The organism is Sphingomonas trueperi (genome assembly GCF_040545965.1).
Classification (GTDB): Bacteria; Pseudomonadota; Alphaproteobacteria; order Sphingomonadales; family Sphingomonadaceae; genus Sphingomonas; species Sphingomonas trueperi_C.
The window spans coordinates 521,626-536,223 of the sequence record NZ_JBEPMV010000004.1 but is presented as its reverse complement, the minus strand read 5'-3'; the positions used below and the strand labels follow the sequence as shown (position 1 = coordinate 536,223).

21 protein-coding genes are annotated in these 14,598 nt (G+C 66.5%); 16 read left to right on the top strand and 5 right to left on the bottom strand.

The genetic code is table 11. From position 1 onward, the window contains the following. The first annotated feature begins 31 nt into the window (after window positions 1-31). Both ABIC35_RS14085 and ABIC35_RS14080 read left to right on the top strand, forming a co-directional pair. Complete coding sequence (locus tag ABIC35_RS14085; protein WP_121072775.1) at window positions 32-511, top strand: methylated-DNA--[protein]-cysteine S-methyltransferase; 480 nt, start codon at window positions 32-34, stop codon at window positions 509-511. Further along, entirely contained in the window at window positions 508-1,203 is a 696-nt protein-coding gene (locus ABIC35_RS14080; RefSeq protein WP_121072773.1) for a dienelactone hydrolase family protein, read from the top strand. Before ABIC35_RS14085 ends, ABIC35_RS14080 begins: the two co-directional genes overlap by 4 nt. A gap of 46 nt (window positions 1,204-1,249) precedes the next feature. Here ABIC35_RS14080 and ABIC35_RS14075 read toward each other — a convergent pair whose 3' ends face one another. The 4 genes from ABIC35_RS14075 to hemE all read right to left on the bottom strand — a co-directional run bounded on the left by ABIC35_RS14075 (window position 1,250) and on the right by hemE (window position 4,943). Beyond that, window positions 1,250-1,969 carry a TerC family protein gene (locus ABIC35_RS14075; RefSeq protein WP_121072771.1) on the bottom strand — a complete coding sequence of 240 codons (720 nt, stop codon included), beginning with the start codon at window positions 1,967-1,969 and terminating at the stop codon, window positions 1,250-1,252. Window positions 1,970-2,104: 135 nt separating this feature from the next. Further along, the gene (gene rho, locus ABIC35_RS14070; RefSeq protein ID WP_064313625.1) at window positions 2,105-3,361 is read right to left on the bottom strand and encodes a transcription termination factor Rho; all 1,257 of its coding nucleotides are present in this window, start codon (window positions 3,359-3,361) and stop codon (window positions 2,105-2,107) included. A gap of 176 nt (window positions 3,362-3,537) precedes the next feature. Next, entirely contained in the window at window positions 3,538-3,990 is a 453-nt protein-coding gene (locus ABIC35_RS14065) for a CopD family protein (RefSeq protein WP_121072770.1), read from the bottom strand. Further along, window positions 3,987-4,943 carry a uroporphyrinogen decarboxylase gene (gene hemE, locus ABIC35_RS14060; RefSeq protein WP_436286781.1) on the bottom strand — a complete coding sequence of 319 codons (957 nt, stop codon included), beginning with the start codon at window positions 4,941-4,943 and terminating at the stop codon, window positions 3,987-3,989. The genes ABIC35_RS14065 and hemE overlap by 4 nt, the downstream gene beginning before the upstream one ends. A 377-nt stretch (window positions 4,944-5,320) precedes the next feature. Here hemE and ABIC35_RS14055 point away from each other — a divergent pair, with 377 nt between their 5' ends. From ABIC35_RS14055 to ABIC35_RS14005, 11 genes are all read left to right on the top strand, one after another. Then, window positions 5,321-6,136: a pyruvate, water dikinase regulatory protein gene (locus ABIC35_RS14055; RefSeq protein ID WP_183049464.1), complete on the top strand. Its 816-nt coding sequence runs from the start codon at window positions 5,321-5,323 to the stop codon at window positions 6,134-6,136. After that, complete coding sequence (locus ABIC35_RS14050; protein WP_121072766.1) at window positions 6,136-6,735, top strand: Maf family protein; 600 nt, start codon at window positions 6,136-6,138, stop codon at window positions 6,733-6,735. Before ABIC35_RS14055 ends, ABIC35_RS14050 begins: the two co-directional genes overlap by 1 nt. Beyond that, window positions 6,732-7,541 carry a shikimate dehydrogenase gene (gene aroE / locus ABIC35_RS14045; RefSeq protein ID WP_121072764.1) on the top strand — a complete coding sequence of 270 codons (810 nt, stop codon included), beginning with the start codon at window positions 6,732-6,734 and terminating at the stop codon, window positions 7,539-7,541. The genes ABIC35_RS14050 and aroE overlap by 4 nt, the downstream gene beginning before the upstream one ends. Next, on the top strand, window positions 7,538-8,143 hold the full coding sequence (gene coaE / locus ABIC35_RS14040; protein WP_121072762.1) for a dephospho-CoA kinase: 606 nt from the start codon (window positions 7,538-7,540) through the stop codon (window positions 8,141-8,143). The genes aroE and coaE overlap by 4 nt, the downstream gene beginning before the upstream one ends. Window positions 8,144-8,150: 7 nt before the next feature. Further along, entirely contained in the window at window positions 8,151-8,861 is a 711-nt protein-coding gene (gene dnaQ / locus ABIC35_RS14035) for a DNA polymerase III subunit epsilon (RefSeq protein WP_121072760.1), read from the top strand. A gap of 35 nt (window positions 8,862-8,896) precedes the next feature. Next, window positions 8,897-9,496: a ribosome hibernation-promoting factor, HPF/YfiA family gene (gene hpf, locus ABIC35_RS14030; protein ID WP_121072758.1), complete on the top strand. Its 600-nt coding sequence runs from the start codon at window positions 8,897-8,899 to the stop codon at window positions 9,494-9,496. A 44-nt stretch (window positions 9,497-9,540) separates the two neighbouring features. After that, window positions 9,541-10,008: a PTS sugar transporter subunit IIA gene (locus ABIC35_RS14025; protein WP_121072756.1), complete on the top strand. Its 468-nt coding sequence runs from the start codon at window positions 9,541-9,543 to the stop codon at window positions 10,006-10,008. After that, the gene (locus tag ABIC35_RS14020) at window positions 9,995-10,462 is read left to right on the top strand and encodes a PaaI family thioesterase (RefSeq protein WP_121072754.1); all 468 of its coding nucleotides are present in this window, start codon (window positions 9,995-9,997) and stop codon (window positions 10,460-10,462) included. Before ABIC35_RS14025 ends, ABIC35_RS14020 begins: the two co-directional genes overlap by 14 nt. After that, a complete protein-coding gene (locus tag ABIC35_RS14015) occupies window positions 10,459-10,800 on the top strand; it encodes a DUF1491 family protein (RefSeq protein ID WP_121072752.1) in 342 nt (113 codons plus the stop codon). Before ABIC35_RS14020 ends, ABIC35_RS14015 begins: the two co-directional genes overlap by 4 nt. Window positions 10,801-11,084: 284 nt before the next feature. Continuing rightward, a complete protein-coding gene (locus ABIC35_RS14010; RefSeq protein ID WP_354278488.1) occupies window positions 11,085-11,615 on the top strand; it encodes a cell wall hydrolase in 531 nt (176 codons plus the stop codon). A gap of 79 nt (window positions 11,616-11,694) precedes the next feature. Continuing rightward, window positions 11,695-12,192: an MmcB family DNA repair protein gene (locus ABIC35_RS14005; protein ID WP_093296577.1), complete on the top strand. Its 498-nt coding sequence runs from the start codon at window positions 11,695-11,697 to the stop codon at window positions 12,190-12,192. Between the two features lie 4 nt (window positions 12,193-12,196). Here ABIC35_RS14005 and ABIC35_RS14000 read toward each other — a convergent pair whose 3' ends face one another. Continuing rightward, window positions 12,197-12,814 carry an ankyrin repeat domain-containing protein gene (locus ABIC35_RS14000; RefSeq protein WP_121072748.1) on the bottom strand — a complete coding sequence of 206 codons (618 nt, stop codon included), beginning with the start codon at window positions 12,812-12,814 and terminating at the stop codon, window positions 12,197-12,199. Window positions 12,815-12,885: 71 nt separating this feature from the next. On the opposite strand from ABIC35_RS14000, the gene ABIC35_RS13995 reads away from it, so the two are divergent. The 3 genes from ABIC35_RS13995 to ABIC35_RS13985 are packed head-to-tail and all read left to right on the top strand — an operon-like array spanning window position 12,886 to window position 14,566. After that, window positions 12,886-13,467, top strand: a complete 582-nt coding sequence (locus ABIC35_RS13995; protein ID WP_121072746.1) for an SCO family protein — start codon at window positions 12,886-12,888, stop codon at window positions 13,465-13,467. After that, window positions 13,455-13,898 carry a YcgN family cysteine cluster protein gene (locus tag ABIC35_RS13990; RefSeq protein ID WP_121072744.1) on the top strand — a complete coding sequence of 148 codons (444 nt, stop codon included), beginning with the start codon at window positions 13,455-13,457 and terminating at the stop codon, window positions 13,896-13,898. Before ABIC35_RS13995 ends, ABIC35_RS13990 begins: the two co-directional genes overlap by 13 nt. After that, window positions 13,895-14,566: a M48 family metallopeptidase gene (locus ABIC35_RS13985; protein ID WP_121072742.1), complete on the top strand. Its 672-nt coding sequence runs from the start codon at window positions 13,895-13,897 to the stop codon at window positions 14,564-14,566. Before ABIC35_RS13990 ends, ABIC35_RS13985 begins: the two co-directional genes overlap by 4 nt. Window positions 14,567-14,598 lie beyond the last annotated feature (32 nt).

The window sequence follows — 14,598 nt, the reverse complement described above, 5'->3', positions numbered from 1 at the left end:
CGCATCCCCGGCCGCCTGCTAGGCCAAGGCCATGTATGCGCGCGACCATGCCCTGATCGCAACGCCCATCGGCCCGATCCGGATCGAAGGCAAGGACGGGCATCTGGAGCGGATCACCATCGGCGCGGAAGGCCCGCCAAGCCGCGGGAGCGCGGTTGCCGTCCGCATCGCTGCGGAGCAGCTCGAACAATGGTTTGCCGGCGAACGGCTCGCGTTCGACGTAACACTGTCGCCGGCCCCGACACCACGGGGCGCGTGTTTGCGCGAGGGCCTGATCGCGGTGCCGTTCGGGCAGACCACAAGCTATGGGGCACTTTCACGCGCGCTGGGTTCAAGCGCCCGCGCGATTGGCCAGCTATGTGCACGAAACCCGTTTCCGCTCGTTGTACCCTGCCACCGCATCCTCAACCAGGGCGGCGGACTCGGGGCCTATTCGGCCGGGCAAGGGCCGATCACCAAATCCTGGCTGCTCGATCATGAGCGGCGCTTAACCGGAGACTATCTGCTATGAGCACTCTGACGATCGATGCCCTGGACGAGACCGGCAGCTTCTCCGCCTATGTCGCGCGTCCCGAAGGCACCCCGCGCGCCGCGATCATCGTGATCCAGGAAATCTTCGGGGTGAACGAGGGCATCCGCCAGAAGTGCGAGGACTTCGCCAAGGAAGGCTATCTCGCGATCGCACCCGACCTGTTCTGGCGCCTCAAGCCCGGCATCGAGCTCGATGCCGACGTGCCGGAGGAGTTCCAGCAGGCGCTCGACCTGTTCGGCAAGTTCGACCAGGACAAGGGCGTTGCCGACATCGAATCGACCATCCAGGTGGCGCGGGCCGAGCTGGGTGGCGGCAAGGTCGGCGCGGTCGGCTTCTGCCTCGGCGGCCGCCTAGCCTACATGACCGCCGCGCGGACCGATATCGATGCGAGCGTCGGCTATTATGCGGTGGGGATCGACGGACTGCTCGACGAGAAGCACGCCATCGCCAAGCCGCTGATGCTGCATATCCCGCAGGCCGACCACTTCGTCTCGCCCGAGGTGCAGGCGAAGATGCACGAGGGGCTGGACGATCACCCCAAGGTCACGCTGTACGACTATCCGGGCGAGGACCATGGCTTCGCCGCTGAACTCGGCAAGCGCCGCTCGGAAGAAGCCGCGCAGCTCGCCGACAAGCGCACTGCCGAGTTCTTCGCCGCCAACCTCGGCTGAGGGCCCTACCCGCCCCTCCCTGCCGCGCAGGGAGGGGTCTGGGGGCTCAGAACAGGCTAGTGATGCCGGCAGTGCCCGGCGTGCCCACCCAGCCCTCATAGATCATCTTGAACGCTACGAAGACGATCACCGCCAGACCGAAATAGGCGATCCAGCGGTGCTTATCGATCAGCTTGGCAATCAGGTTCGCCGCCAGCCCCATCAGCGCCACCGACAGCAGCAGCCCGACCACCAGAATTCCCGGATGCTCGCGCGCCGCACCGGCGACTGCCAGGACGTTGTCGAGGCTCATCGAGACATCGGCGACGGCAACTGCCCACGCAGCGCCCGCGAAGCTCCGGGCGGCGCGCACGCTCGAGCGCTCATCGCCCTCGATCTCTTCCGACCCTGCGCTCTCGCCGCCATGGCGGATCTCGCGCCAGAATTTCCAGCTGACCCAGAGCAGCAGCAGCCCGCCCGCGAAGATCAGCCCAACGATCCCCATCAGCCAGCTGACGATCAGCGCGAAGGCGATGCGCAGAATCAGCGCCGCCCCGATGCCGATCAGGATCACCTTCTTGCGCTGGTCCGCGGGCAGCCCCGCCGCCAGCGCGCCGACGACGATGGCATTGTCGCCGGCCAGCACTAGGTCGATCATCAGCACGGAGCCAAAGGCGGCCAATGCGGCCGGATCACCGAGATTGGAGAAATCGGCGACGATGTGCTGCCAGATGTCGAGCGGGGAGCCGACGCCCCCGGCGGCTGCGCTGAGAAGAAGATCGATCATGCCAAAACCCTAGCGCCCTGATCGGCGCACGCAACGCCTACGCTTGCCCGAGCCGAGACGTTCCCTGCACCCAAACGCAAAAAGGCCGGGCACCCAGGCCCGGCCTTTCCCAAATCGCGAAGGCAGGTGCCCGCGTTACTGGTTCATGCTGTCGAAGAAGTCTTCGTTGGTCTTCGAATCCTTCATCTTGTCGAGCAGGAATTCCATCGCGTCGATCGTGCCCATCTGCATCAGGATGCGGCGCAGCACCCACATCTTGGTGAGCTTGGCCTTTTCGACCAGCAGCTCTTCCTTGCGGGTGCCCGACTTGCCGACGTCCAGCGCCGGGAAGATGCGCTTGTCCGCCACCTTGCGGTCGAGGACGATTTCCGAGTTGCCGGTGCCCTTGAACTCTTCGAAGATCACTTCATCCATGCGGCTGCCGGTATCGATCAGCGCGGTGGCGATGATCGAGAGCGAGCCGCCTTCCTCGATGTTACGCGCCGCACCGAAGAAGCGCTTCGGGCGCTGCAGCGCGTTCGCGTCGACACCGCCGGTCAGCACCTTGCCCGAGCTCGGCACGACGGTGTTGTAGGCGCGACCGAGGCGGGTGATCGAGTCGAGCAGGATCACCACGTCCTTCTTGTGCTCGACCAGGCGCTTGGCCTTTTCGATCACCATTTCCGCGACCTGCACGTGGCGCGTCGCCGGCTCGTCGAAGGTCGAGCTGATCACTTCGCCCTTCACCGAACGCTGCATGTCGGTGACTTCTTCCGGGCGCTCGTCGATGAGCAGCACGATCAGGAAGACTTCGGGATGGTTGTCGGTGATCGCCTTGGCGATGTTCTGCAGCAGCACCGTCTTACCGACGCGCGGCGGCGCGACGATCAGCGCGCGCTGGCCCTTGCCCTGCGGTGCGACGATGTCGATCACGCGGGCCGACTTGTCCTTGACCGTCGGGTCGAGCGTGTCGAGGCGCAGCTTCTGCTCGGGATAGAGCGGGGTCAGGTTGTCGAAGTTGACGCGGTGGCGCACCGCATCCGGATCGTCGAAATTGACCTTCACCAGCTTGGTGAGGGCGAAATAGCGTTCCCCGTCCTTCGGTCCGCGGATCTCGCCTTCCACGGTGTCGCCGGTGCGCAGGCCGAACTTCCGAACCTGGTTGGGGCTGACATAGATGTCGTCGGGGCCGGCGAGATAGTTCGCCTCGGGCGAGCGCAGGAAGCCGAAGCCGTCGGGCAGCACTTCGATCGTGCCTTCGCCCATGATCTGGTCACCCTGTTCGGCCTGGGCCTTGAGGATGGCGAAGAGCAGGTCCTGCTTACGCAGCGTCGACGCGCTCTCGACGCCCAGTGCCTCGGCCATCGTGACCAGTTCGGCGGGGGCGGTTTTCTTGAGGTCCTTGAGATGCATGGAAGGTCCGGAAATTCTAAGGGGGAGAGCGTCGATCGGCGATAGGTACGCGCAGGATTCGATGCTTGAAGGAAGGATGCACCGAGGTCCGGTACACACCTACAAAATTAGGTGGGGGCTCCCGCCAAGTCAACTGCGATTCGGCGCAGATTTACCCCGCCGAATCGCAGTGGTTCTCAGAACGGCTTCACCTCGGCGAGGATGACGATGAAGACCAGCGCCAGCGCCGGCACTTCGTTGAGGAAACGCAGCGTGCGGGTCGCGATCGGCGCCTCGCCACGGCCGAGCTTGCGGGCATAGCCCACCGCCCATCCATGATAGCCGCTGAGCAGCACGACGAGCAGCAGCTTGGCATGGAGCCAGCCGATCCCCGGCTGTCCGTCGAACAGCCCGATATTGGCCGAGAGCGCCATCCCGAGCACCCAGACGATGAGCATCGAGGGCGTGAGGATCATCCGCTTGAGCAGCGCCTCACGCCTCGCCCAGGCCGCCGCCTCGGGGGTGCCCAGCGCCTCCTGGTGGTGGATCAGGTAGCGCGGGAACAGGAACAGCCCCGCCATCCAGAATACCACGAAGATGACGTGGAACGCCTTCACCCAAAGATAGGCACTACCGAGCCAGCCGATCATGCCGAGGTCCCCCGCACGCGGGCCAGCAGCTGCTCGACATGCGCGATCGGCGTGTCGGGCAGGATGCCGTGGCCCAGGTTGAACACATGCGGCCGTTCCGGGAAGGCCGAGAGGATCTGGTCGATCGCGCTGTCGAGCACCGCGCCGCCGGTGATCAGCGCCAGCGGATCGAGATTGCCCTGCACCGGCAGCCCCTCGGGCAGCACCGCATTGGCCCAGGCGGGGTCGACCGTCTCGTCGAGTCCGATCGCATCGACGCCGGTTTCGCGGGCATAGGCGGCGAGTTTGCCCCCTGCCCCCTTCGGAAATCCAATCACGGGCACCAGATCCCGCACGGCCGCCGCAATCCGCGCATTGGGGGCGATCACCCAGCGTTCGAACTGGGCGGGGCTGAGGCTGCCCGACCAGCTGTCGAACAGCTGCACCGCCTCCACCCCCGCTTCGGCCTGCGCACGCAGATAGGTGATGGTCTGGTCGGCGATGCGATCGACCAGCGCCTGCATCAGGCCTTCATCGCGATAGGCCAGGCGACGCGCCTCGGCCTGCTCGCGGCTTCCCTGGCCGGCGATCATGTACGTCGCCACGGTCCAGGGAGAGCCCGCAAAGCCCAGGAAAGTGGTCTGGGGTTCCAGGACCGCCTTCACCCGCCTTATCGTGCCGTAGATGGGCTCCAGGACGCTGGAATCGGCATCGAAGCCGTCGAGCACATCCCGCGCCGTCACGGTCGGGGCGAGTCTGGGGCCTTCACCGGTCTCGAACCACAGCTTTTGGCCAAGCGCCATCGGCACCACCAGGATGTCGGAAAACAGGATCGCGCCGTCCATGCCGAAGCGGCGGATCGGCTGCAGCGTGATCTCGGCCGCGGAGTCGGAATCCATCGCGAGGGCAAGGAATCCGCCCTTCTCGGCACGGAGCGCACGGTATTCGGGCAGGTATCGGCCGGCCTGGCGCATGAGCCAGACGGGCGGAACGGGCTGGCGAGTCCCTTGCAGGGTCGCGAGCAGCGGCTTGGAAGCGCGAACAGTCAGAGCCGGGATCCCACTACTAGAAGATTCGATTCTCAGGATGTTGGAGTCTGTTGGCCGGTGAAAGCCGGGGCTTATGGTGATGTGAGTCAGTTGCCAACAATTTGACTCCTATCGCCATACGGAATCGCACGGATTCGGAAAATCTGTCCACAAGACTCACAGGCTGTGAATGGAAAGCACAAGCTGGGGATGCCGCTGTGGACGAATCACCAGCTGAATCGCGGAATCGGCCGGGTTGGCCCGATGCCGAGGTTACGCTACCGCTTGTTCGCCATGTTATGCACAGATCGGTCCCCAGCCTGATGCGGCTGCACCTGCACCTGCTCTCGGACTCCACCGGCGAGACCCTGGAAAACATCGCCAAGGCGGCGCTGGCGCAGTTCGACGATGTCGAACCGCTGCGCCATTTCTGGCCGATGGTGCGCAGCGAGGCGCATCTGGAGCGCATCCTGCAGGAGATCGCGCAGAACCCCGGCCTGGTGATCTACACGCTGGTCAATCGCGACATCCGCCGCATGCTGGAGACGCGCTGCCGCGCGCTGGGGCTGCCGGCGATCGCGCCGCTCGACCAGGTGAGCCATGCGCTCTCCAACCTGCTCGGCCAGGAAGCCAAGGCGCGGCCGGGGCGCCAGCACATGCTCGACGCCGCCTATTTCGCCCGGGTGGACGCGATTCAGTTCACCATCGCGCATGACGACGGCATCGGCTGGGAGGATTGGGAGGAAAGCGACATCCTGCTCGCGGGTGTGTCGCGCTCGTCGAAGACGCCGACGTCGATCTATCTCGCCAATCGCGGCTACAAGGTCTCGAACATCCCGATCGTGGTGGAATCGCCGCCCCCGGCCAAGCTGTTCCAGCTGCAGCGGCCGCTGATCGTGGGCCTCACGACGAGCGCGGATCGGCTGGTGCAGATCCGCCGCAACCGGCTGCTCTCGCTCAACCAGGCGCCCGAGACCGATTATGTCGACCAGGAAGCGGTGCAGCGCGAAATCGCCTTCGCCCGCCGGATGTTCGCCGACAATGGCTGGCCGGTGATCGACGTGACCCGTCGCTCGATCGAGGAAACCGCCGCCGCGATCATCCAGCTGTGCAACGACCGTGAAATGGACCGCCGATAATGCCGACTCTCGTTCTCGCCTCGCAGAGCGCCTCCCGCCGGGCGATGCTCGATGCCGCCGGCGTGGCGCACGAGGCGCTGCCGGCGCTGGTCGATGAGGCCAGCGCGAAGGAGTCGCTGCTTGCCGAAGGCACGAGTCCGCGCGACCTCGCCGACGCACTCGCCGAGCTGAAGGCGCTCAAGGTCTCGCGCATGGCGCCCCAAGCGCTGGTGCTGGGCGGCGACTCGCTCGTCGCGCTCGACGACGGCAGCCTGCTCGACAAGCCCGAGAGCCGCGAACAGGCGCGCGACCATCTCCAGCGCATGTCGGGCAAGACCCACGACATCTACAGCGCCGCGGTGATCGCCGAGGGCGGTCGGCCGGTGTGGCGCCATGTCGATCGTGCCCGGCTGCACGTCCGCCCGCTGAGCGCGGCGTTCATCGAGTCCTATCTTGACATCGAATGGCCGGCCATCGCCGGGTGCGTCGGCTGCTTCCGGATCGAAGGGCCTGGCGTGCAGCTGTTCAGTCGCACCGAAGGCAGCCATTTCACCATCCTCGGCATGCCGCTGCTGCCGATTCTCGACTATCTGCGCACCCGGGGAGTGATGCCCAAGTGACTCGTTATGCCGAGGTGATCGGCGATCCGATCGCCCATTCCAAATCGCCGATCATCCACAAATTCTGGCTCGATGCTCTGGGGATCGAGGGCAATTATCGCCGCACCCATGTGCTGGGCGACGACCTCGCCGACTATTTCGCCCGCGCGAAGGACGATGCCGATTGGCGCGGCTGCAACGTCACGATTCCCCACAAGCTGGCGGTGATGGACATGGTCGGCGATCCCGGCGGCGTGCGGAACACGATTGGCGCGATGAACACCGTGATCCGCGGCGAGGACGGGGCGCTGATCGGCACCAACACCGATGCCGGCGGCTTCTTCTCGCCGATTGCCGGGCTGGAGCTGGAAGGCCGCCATGCGGTGGTGGTCGGCGCGGGTGGCGGCGCCCGTGCGGTGCTGTTCGCGCTGTCGCGCGTCGGCATTGGCCGGGTGACGATCCTCAATCGCAACGTGCTCAAGGCCGCCGCCCTGCTCTCCAGCTTCGGGGTGAAGGGCGACGCGCTGCCGATCGGCGCGCCCCTGCCCGCGGCCGATCTGCTGGTGAACGCCAGCCCGCTCGGCATGGACGGCCAGCCGCCGCTCGACCTGAACCTCGACCCGCTGCCCGAGCATGCGGTGGTGTACGACATCGTCTATGCGCCGCTCGAAACGCCGCTGCTCGCCCAGGCGCGCGATCGCGAGCTGGATACGGTGGACGGGCTCGAGATGCTGGTCGGCCAGGCTGCGCTCGCCTTCGAGCTGTTCTTCGGCGCCGAGCCCCCGCGCGACCGCGACGAGGAACTGCGCGCGCTGCTCACTGCATGATCAGGCGGCCGATCGTGCTGGGCCTCACCGGCTCGATCGGCATGGGCAAGTCGACCGTCGCAGCGATGTTCGCCGCGGACGGCGTGCCGGTGTTCGACGCGGACGCGACCGTCCACCACCTCCAGGGGCCGAACGGCGCGGCGGTGGCGGCGATCGAGGCGGAGTTTCCGGACACGACCACCGAACTGGGCGTGAATCGCACGCTGCTGCGCGAGGCGGTGATGGCGGACCCCACCGCTTTCGCCCGACTCGAAGCGATTCTCCACCCCGCCGTGGCCGAGGCACGCGAGTCGTTCCTCGCCGCCCACGCCGATGCGCGGCTGGTCCTTCTTGACGTACCATTGCTGTTCGAGGCCGGCGGCTGGCGGCACGTCGACAAGATCGCCGTGGTCTCTGCGCCGCCCCAAGTGCAGCGCGAACGCGTCCTCGCCCGCCCCGGTATGACCGCGGCGCGCTTCGACGCCATCCTCGCGCGCCAGATGCCCGATGCCGAAAAGCGCGCGCGCGCCGATTTCGTGATCCCCACCGGTGAAGGTCTGCAGGTTACGGAAGATTGCGTACGCACGGTCATCGCTTGCCTCGCGCCGCCTGCGGGTGGATAAGCGCTCCATGCGGGAAATCGTGTTTGACACCGAAACGACGGGACTCAGCTTCTCAGGCGGCGACCGCCTCGTCGAAATCGGCTGTGTCGAGCTGGTGAACCGGGTTGCCACCGGCAACCATTTCCACGCCTATATCAATCCGCAGCGTGCCATGCCGGTGGAGGCGTTCAACGTCCACGGTCTGTCCGAGCGATTCCTTTCCGACAAGCCGCTGTTCGAGGACGTCGTCGAGGATCTGCTGGCGTTCATCGGCGACTCGCCAATGGTCGCGCACAATGCCGGGTTCGACTTCAGCTTCCTCAACGGCGAGCTCGGCCGCTGCAGCCGTCCCATCGTCGATCTGAGCCGCATGGTCGATACGCTGGTGCTCGCGCGCACCCGGCATCCCGGCGCCAAGCACACGCTCGACGCGCTGTGCAGCCGCTACGGCATCGATCTCAGCGCGCGAACGCTGCACGGCGCGCTGCTCGACGCGCAGCTGCTGGCGCAGGTCTATGTCGAGCTGACCGGCGGGCGCCAGATCACGCTGGGCCTGGCCGAGGAAGTACCGGTGGTGCCGGAGACCGTCGAGGAGGCGCCGACTCGGGTACATATCCGGCCGGCGCGGCGGTTCACCGCGAGTGCGGTGGAACTTGAGCGCCACGCAGCGTTTCTGAAGTCCCTGGACGAGCCGCTATGGGGTGTTCCCACAATCGACGCGGTTTCAGTGCACCCCTAGGTCGCTCGTCCTTAATTGCGAAGTGGAGGTACATTATGGATATCCGGATCTCGGGGCATCAGGTCGATACGGGCGCAGCGCTCAAGACGCAGGTGACGGATCGGGTCCAGGGTATCGCCGACAAATATTTTTCCCGCGCCATCTCCTCGCAGATCACCTTCGGCAAGGGCCCGCACGATAACGGTTTCACCTGCGATATCGTGATGCACGTGACGCAAGGGCTGGTGCTCAAGGCGACGAACGCGGGCATGGAGGCGCATGGCGCGTTCGATGGCGCGGCGGACCGGATCGACAAGCAGCTGCGACGTTATGTCCGACGCCTCAAGGATCGCCGCCCGACCGAAGTGATCGCGCTGGCCGAAGGCGGCGCCTATGACAATGGTTTCGACAATGCCGGCTATACCCTGTTCCAGGAAGCGCGCGAGGAAGAGGAAGTCGCCGATGCGCCGCTGGTGATCGCGGAGACCCGCGTCGATGTGCCGGAGGCAACCGTTTCGGACGCGGTGATGATGCTCGATTTGCGCAATACCAATGCATTGCTGTTTCGCAACAGCGGTACGGGCGCCTATAATATGGTCTACCGCCGCGGCGACGGAACGATTGGCTGGGTTGAGCCCAACCGCGCACCGGCGTAAGGCGCCGGCTTGCAGGCGGGCAGCCGCTTCTTTGGAACGAGTAAATGACTGATCTGAGCGATTTGCTCGTACCGGAGGCGGTGCTCGCCGGGGTTACGGCGGGCAACAAGAAGGCGCTGTTCCAGCAGCTCGGTACCAGTGCGGCGGCGACCTACGGGGTCGACGCCAAGCTGGTGGCCGAGCGGCTGGCCGAGCGCGAGCGGCTGGGCTCGACCGGCTTCGGCGGCGGCATCGCGATCCCGCATGCCCGGCTCGACGACCTGCCGCGCGTGTGCGGCGTGTTCGCCCGGCTGGAGCAGCCGCTCGATTTCGGTGCGGTCGACGATCTGCCGGTCGACCTGGTGTTCATGCTGCTCTCGCCGGCCAATGCCGGGGCCGAGCATCTCAAGGCGCTCGCCTCGGTCTCGCGGCGGCTGCGCGAGCGGCCCTTTGCCGAGAAGCTGCGCGGTGCCGGCTCGAAGGACGCGCTCTACGTGCTGCTCACCGGAGTAGAGGCGCGTGACGCCGCCTGAATCGGCGCCGACGGGCGCCGAGGCGCATTACCGGGCGCTTGAATCGCTCTACGCCGCCGCCCCGATCAACCAGCTCTTCCCCTCGGTGCTCGAGATTCCGGAGGCGGGGATCGCGCGGATCCGCTTCGATGTGGACTCGCGCTATTTCCACGCCGCTGGGGCGACTCACGGCACCAGCTATTTCAAGATGCTCGACGATGCCGCCTTCTATGCGGCGAACAGCCTGGTCACCGATCGCTTCCTGCTGACCACCGCCTTCAACCTGCTGCTGACTAGGCCACTGCCGGAGGGACCGGTGATCGCCGAGGGCCGCTGGGTGAGCGGCCGGCGCCGGGTGTTCGTCGCCGAGGCGCGGCTGATCGACGCGAACGGCGAGGAAGCCGCGCGCGGCACCGGCACCTTCATGCGTTCGCGGATCGCGCTCGCCACCCTGCCCGGCTATCGCGCCGCATGACCCTGCGGCTGACCAGCGCGATGCTGGTGAGCGCGCTGGTGCGGCGGGCCGATGCCGCCGGCGGATCGGCGATGGTGCTGGCCAAGGGCGATGCAACCTCGGGTGCGATCCTGCTCCTGCTGCTCGATCGCGGCACACACCCGCGCTTCCTCGAACGCGCCATCGGCCCGGAGGGTGTGCCTGCCCTGCTCCCCTCTGGCCCCCAGCAACTGGCCGACGAGGCGGAGGCGAGCGCCTATTGGCGGCGGCGGCGGGAGCGCGACCCCGATTTATGGGTCGTCGAACTGGATATCGCAGGGGGCGAACGGTTCGCCGCTGAAACGATGAACCTTTGTTGACAGTCCGGCCCTCGCCCGCGAAAGGGTTCACCACGTCAATTCGCGTTGTGCCGTTCGGGGTGTGAAGTCGATCGGTTACGCAGTCGGGGGGTAAGTCCGACGGTCCAGTCTCCTCCGGAGCAGTGGCCGATCGCACGCCAACCGCACAATACAGATATGAAATGAAGTTTCTGCCACGGGCTGCGACTTTCGCAGCTGTGACTTTTTGCGCTGGCGCACTTGCGAATGCAGCCACGCTCAACCTGAGCCCGCTCCCGCAGCAGGAAGCGAAGAATCAGGCGACGGTGCAGCCCGCACCGGCACAGGTTTCCAACGTCCTTGCTTCCCAGCAGGTTCCCGCGCCCCAGGCAGCGGTCGAGCAGCAGGGGAACGATGCCGGGGACGACACCACCCCGGAATACGCCACCCTTTCCGACGCGGTCGCCGCGCAGGAAGACGTTGCCGCGCTCGACGAGGATCGCGAACTCCGCTGCCTCGCCACCGGCGTCTATTTCGAAGCCCGCAGCGAGCCGCTGTCGGGCCAGTTGGCGGTCGCTGACGTGATCCTGAACCGCAGCACCTCGGGCCGCTTCCCCGGTTCGGTCTGCTCGGTGGTGACCCAGAAGGGTCAGTTCTCGTTCGTGCGGAACGGCAAGCTGCCCACCCCGCCGGCCAACGCCCATTGGCGCCGCGCCCTCGCGGTGGCGCAGGTCGCCCGCAAAAATCTGTGGGAAAGCCCCGCCGGCGACGCGCTCTATTTCCATGCGCGCTACGTCAGCGGCGCCCAGGGCCGCGCTTCGGTCGCGACCGTGGGGAACCACATCTTCTACCGCTGATCGGACCTCGTTCGCTTGAAAAGCCGCCGAAGCGATTCGGCGGCTTTTCTGTGTTCGCTGAATGTTCTATGTTCCGGGGATGAACGCGCACGCCCCCTTGCCCCCTGCCCTCACCCCTGAAGCCGAGGCGCTGGTCGCTGCCGATGTGGTACGAGGCGTATGTCGGATGCTGCTGCGCCACGATTGCGTGGCGATCGGCGAGGTGCCGCTGGAGGGCGGCCGGCGGGTCGATCTGATGGCGCTCGATGCGCGCGGCAACATCGTCATCGTCGAGATCAAGGTGTCGCGCGCCGATCTGCTCGGCGATGCCAAATGGCCGGAATATCTCGGCCATTGCGATCGCTTCTTCTGGGCGGTGCCGCAGGGGTTCGATCTGCGCCCGCTCGACCAGCCGCATTTCCTGCCCGAACGCACCGGGCTGATCGTTGCCGATCGCTATGACGCGGCGGTGGCGCGCGAGGCGGCGACGGTGCCGCTGGCGGCCCCTGCCCGTCGCAAGGCCACCCTAGCCTTCGCCCGCCGGGCGGGGCGAAGGCTGCTGGGGATGCTCGATCCGGACGTTGCCGACGGGTTCTGAGCGGCTAGAGCTTCGGCCCGGCCGCTGCGGCGGCGCGACCCACCTTGGGGGCATCGGCGAGCAGCTTGGCGATCGAGGGATAGCGGGTCTCGCGCTTGGCATATTCGCGCGCCGACAGTCCGCCGCCGAAATCGGCCCGATCGGGATCGGCGCCAGCGTCGAGCAGCTTCTTGGCGACTTCGGCGTCGTGCGCGAGCACCGCGCGGATCAGCGGGGTAACGCCGCCATTGTTCGCCAGATTGACGTTGGCCTTCTTGGCGAGCAGCGCGTCGACCCCGGGGGCCCAGCCGAGGCCAGCGGCGAAGATCAGCGGCGTGTTGCCCTCGCGATCCTGGATGTTCACGTTGATGCCCGGCTGGTTGATCAGCACGGTAAGGTAGGTCGGATCCTGGCGCTTAACGACGATGTGCAGCGCGGCCTCCCCGGTGCCATAGGGATCCTTGACGTTGATCATCGAGGATGCCTTGTCGCGCAGGAACTCGTTGACCTTGTTCCCGTCCGCCTTACGGATCGCGTCGAGGAACTGGATGCTCTCGCGCGGCTGGCCCATGCCTTGGGCGAGCGCCGGAAGCGGCAGGAGGAGAAGCGCCGCGGCGGCGGCAGAGGCGAGACGGAACGTCATTGCTGGATCGGTACCTTCGATACGGGCGACGGATGCAGCGGCGTTCCTAGCAAAGACTGGCGGTGGATACCATGAACTGGATGTTTCGCGCGTTGATAGCGTCTGCAATGTTGGCCCTGGCGGCGTGCGGCACGGGTAGCAGCGAAGCGCCGCCGCTCGCCGGCGCGCGGATCGGCGGGCCGTTCACCCTCACCGACCAGAACGGCAAGACCGTCAGCGATGCCGATTTCGTCGGCAAATACCGCATCGTCTATTTCGGCTACACCTATTGCCCCGATGTCTGCCCGACCGACCTGACCAAGATCGGCGCGGCGCTGCGCACACTCGACAAGCAGGCGCCGCGCATCGCACAGAAGATCGTGCCGCTGTTCATCTCGGTCGATCCCGAGCGCGACACCCCGGCGCAGCTCAAGCAATATGTCGGCAATTTCCACCCGCGCCTCGTCGGGCTCACCGGCACGCCGCAGGCGATCGCGCAGGTGGCGAAGGCATATGCGATCGCCTATATGAAGGAGCCGACGCCGTCGGGCTATCTGATGGGCCACACGGAAGTGGCCTATCTGATGGGACCGGACGGCAAGCCGATCACCAGCCTGCCGCTGGAGAAGGATCCCCAGGCGATCGTCGCCGAGCTTGAGCATTGGGTGCGTTGACCATCAAATTCTGGGAAGATCTGCCGCTGGAGGCCCTGGACCGCGCGCAATGGGAAGCCCTGTGCGACGGCTGCGGCAAATGCTGCCTGCACAAGCTGGAGGACGAGGAAACCGGCGAGCTGTTCGCCACCAACGTCGCCTGCAAGCTGCTCGATCGGCGGATGGGCATGTGCAAGGATTACAAGCACCGCCGCGCCTATGTGCCCGAATGTGTGCGGCTGACGACGCGCAACGTGCGCGACATCGAATGGCTGCCCACCACCTGCGCCTATCGCCTGCGCGCAAACGGCGAGAAGCTGCCCGATTGGCATTATCTCGTCTCGGGCGACCGCGAGGCGGTGCACAAGGCGGGGGAATCCACCCGCGGCTGGACCATCTCCGAAGACGATGCCGGCGATCTCGAACATCACATGACGGACCGCCGCCTTTGATCGAGGGGCTCGAAGTGATCCGCCATCCCCGCGCGCGGCGGATGCGGCTCGCGATCGACCCCCGCGACGGCAAGGTGCGGCTGACCATCCCGCCCCGCGCCTCGCTCGCCAAGGCGATGCAATGGGTGGGCGAGCAACAGGGCTGGATCGACGCCCAGCGCGAGCGGCTGCCGGGCGGGCGGCCCTTCGTACCCGGCGCCTGCGTGCCGTTCGGCGATGGCGAGCTGATGATCGTCTGGCCGGTCGCGGGGGTGCGCGGGGTGCGGCGTGAGGGAGACCAGTTGCTCTGCGGCGGGACCAAGGAAGGGTTGGGCCGCCGCGTCGAACGCTGGCTCCGCTCGGAGGCGCTCCGCGTGCTGAGCGAGGAAACCGCGCATTATGCCGCGCTGGCCGGAGTGCGGGTCACCAAGGTGGCGATCGGCGATGCGCGCAGCCGCTGGGGGAGCTGCGCCTCGACGGGGGTGATCCGCTACAGCTGGCGGCTGATCCTGGCACCCAGCGAAGTCCGCCGGGCGACGGTGGCACATGAAGTGGCGCACCGGGTGCATATGAACCACGGTCCCGATTTCCACGCGCTGGTCGAACAGCTCTACGGCGCCGATCCTACCCCGCACCGGCACTGGCTGCGCAAGCACGGGTCCAGCCTGCACTGGGTCGGACGCGAATAACCTTCCGCCCGCAGGTCCCCACCCGCAAGCGG

What these genes read in the sequence shown, in the direction of transcription:
- ABIC35_RS14000 (WP_121072748.1), bottom strand. Translation starts at nt 12,814, where the DNA reads ATGACGTTCCGTCTCGCCTCTGCCGCCGCCGCGGCGCTTCTCCTCCTG.
- ABIC35_RS14015 (WP_121072752.1), top strand. Translation starts at nt 10,459, where the DNA reads ATGACCCTGCGGCTGACCAGCGCGATGCTGGTGAGCGCGCTGGTGCGG.
- ABIC35_RS14075 (WP_121072771.1), bottom strand. Translation starts at nt 1,969, where the DNA reads ATGATCGATCTTCTTCTCAGCGCAGCCGCCGGGGGCGTCGGCTCCCCG.
- dnaQ (WP_121072760.1), top strand. Translation starts at nt 8,151, where the DNA reads ATGCGGGAAATCGTGTTTGACACCGAAACGACGGGACTCAGCTTCTCA.
- ABIC35_RS14055 (WP_183049464.1), top strand. Translation starts at nt 5,321, where the DNA reads ATGCGGCTGCACCTGCACCTGCTCTCGGACTCCACCGGCGAGACCCTG.
- ABIC35_RS14005 (WP_093296577.1), top strand. Translation starts at nt 11,695, where the DNA reads ATGAACGCGCACGCCCCCTTGCCCCCTGCCCTCACCCCTGAAGCCGAG.
- ABIC35_RS14050 (WP_121072766.1), top strand. Translation starts at nt 6,136, where the DNA reads ATGCCGACTCTCGTTCTCGCCTCGCAGAGCGCCTCCCGCCGGGCGATG.
- ABIC35_RS14065 (WP_121072770.1), bottom strand. Translation starts at nt 3,990, where the DNA reads ATGATCGGCTGGCTCGGTAGTGCCTATCTTTGGGTGAAGGCGTTCCAC.
- coaE (WP_121072762.1), top strand. Translation starts at nt 7,538, where the DNA reads ATGATCAGGCGGCCGATCGTGCTGGGCCTCACCGGCTCGATCGGCATG.
- hemE (WP_436286781.1), bottom strand. Translation starts at nt 4,943, where the DNA reads ATGCGCCAGGCCGGCCGATACCTGCCCGAATACCGTGCGCTCCGTGCC.
- ABIC35_RS14085 (WP_121072775.1), top strand. Translation starts at nt 32, where the DNA reads ATGTATGCGCGCGACCATGCCCTGATCGCAACGCCCATCGGCCCGATC.
- rho (WP_064313625.1), bottom strand. Translation starts at nt 3,361, where the DNA reads ATGCATCTCAAGGACCTCAAGAAAACCGCCCCCGCCGAACTGGTCACG.
- ABIC35_RS14025 (WP_121072756.1), top strand. Translation starts at nt 9,541, where the DNA reads ATGACTGATCTGAGCGATTTGCTCGTACCGGAGGCGGTGCTCGCCGGG.
- ABIC35_RS14080 (WP_121072773.1), top strand. Translation starts at nt 508, where the DNA reads ATGAGCACTCTGACGATCGATGCCCTGGACGAGACCGGCAGCTTCTCC.
- ABIC35_RS13995 (WP_121072746.1), top strand. Translation starts at nt 12,886, where the DNA reads ATGAACTGGATGTTTCGCGCGTTGATAGCGTCTGCAATGTTGGCCCTG.
- hpf (WP_121072758.1), top strand. Translation starts at nt 8,897, where the DNA reads ATGGATATCCGGATCTCGGGGCATCAGGTCGATACGGGCGCAGCGCTC.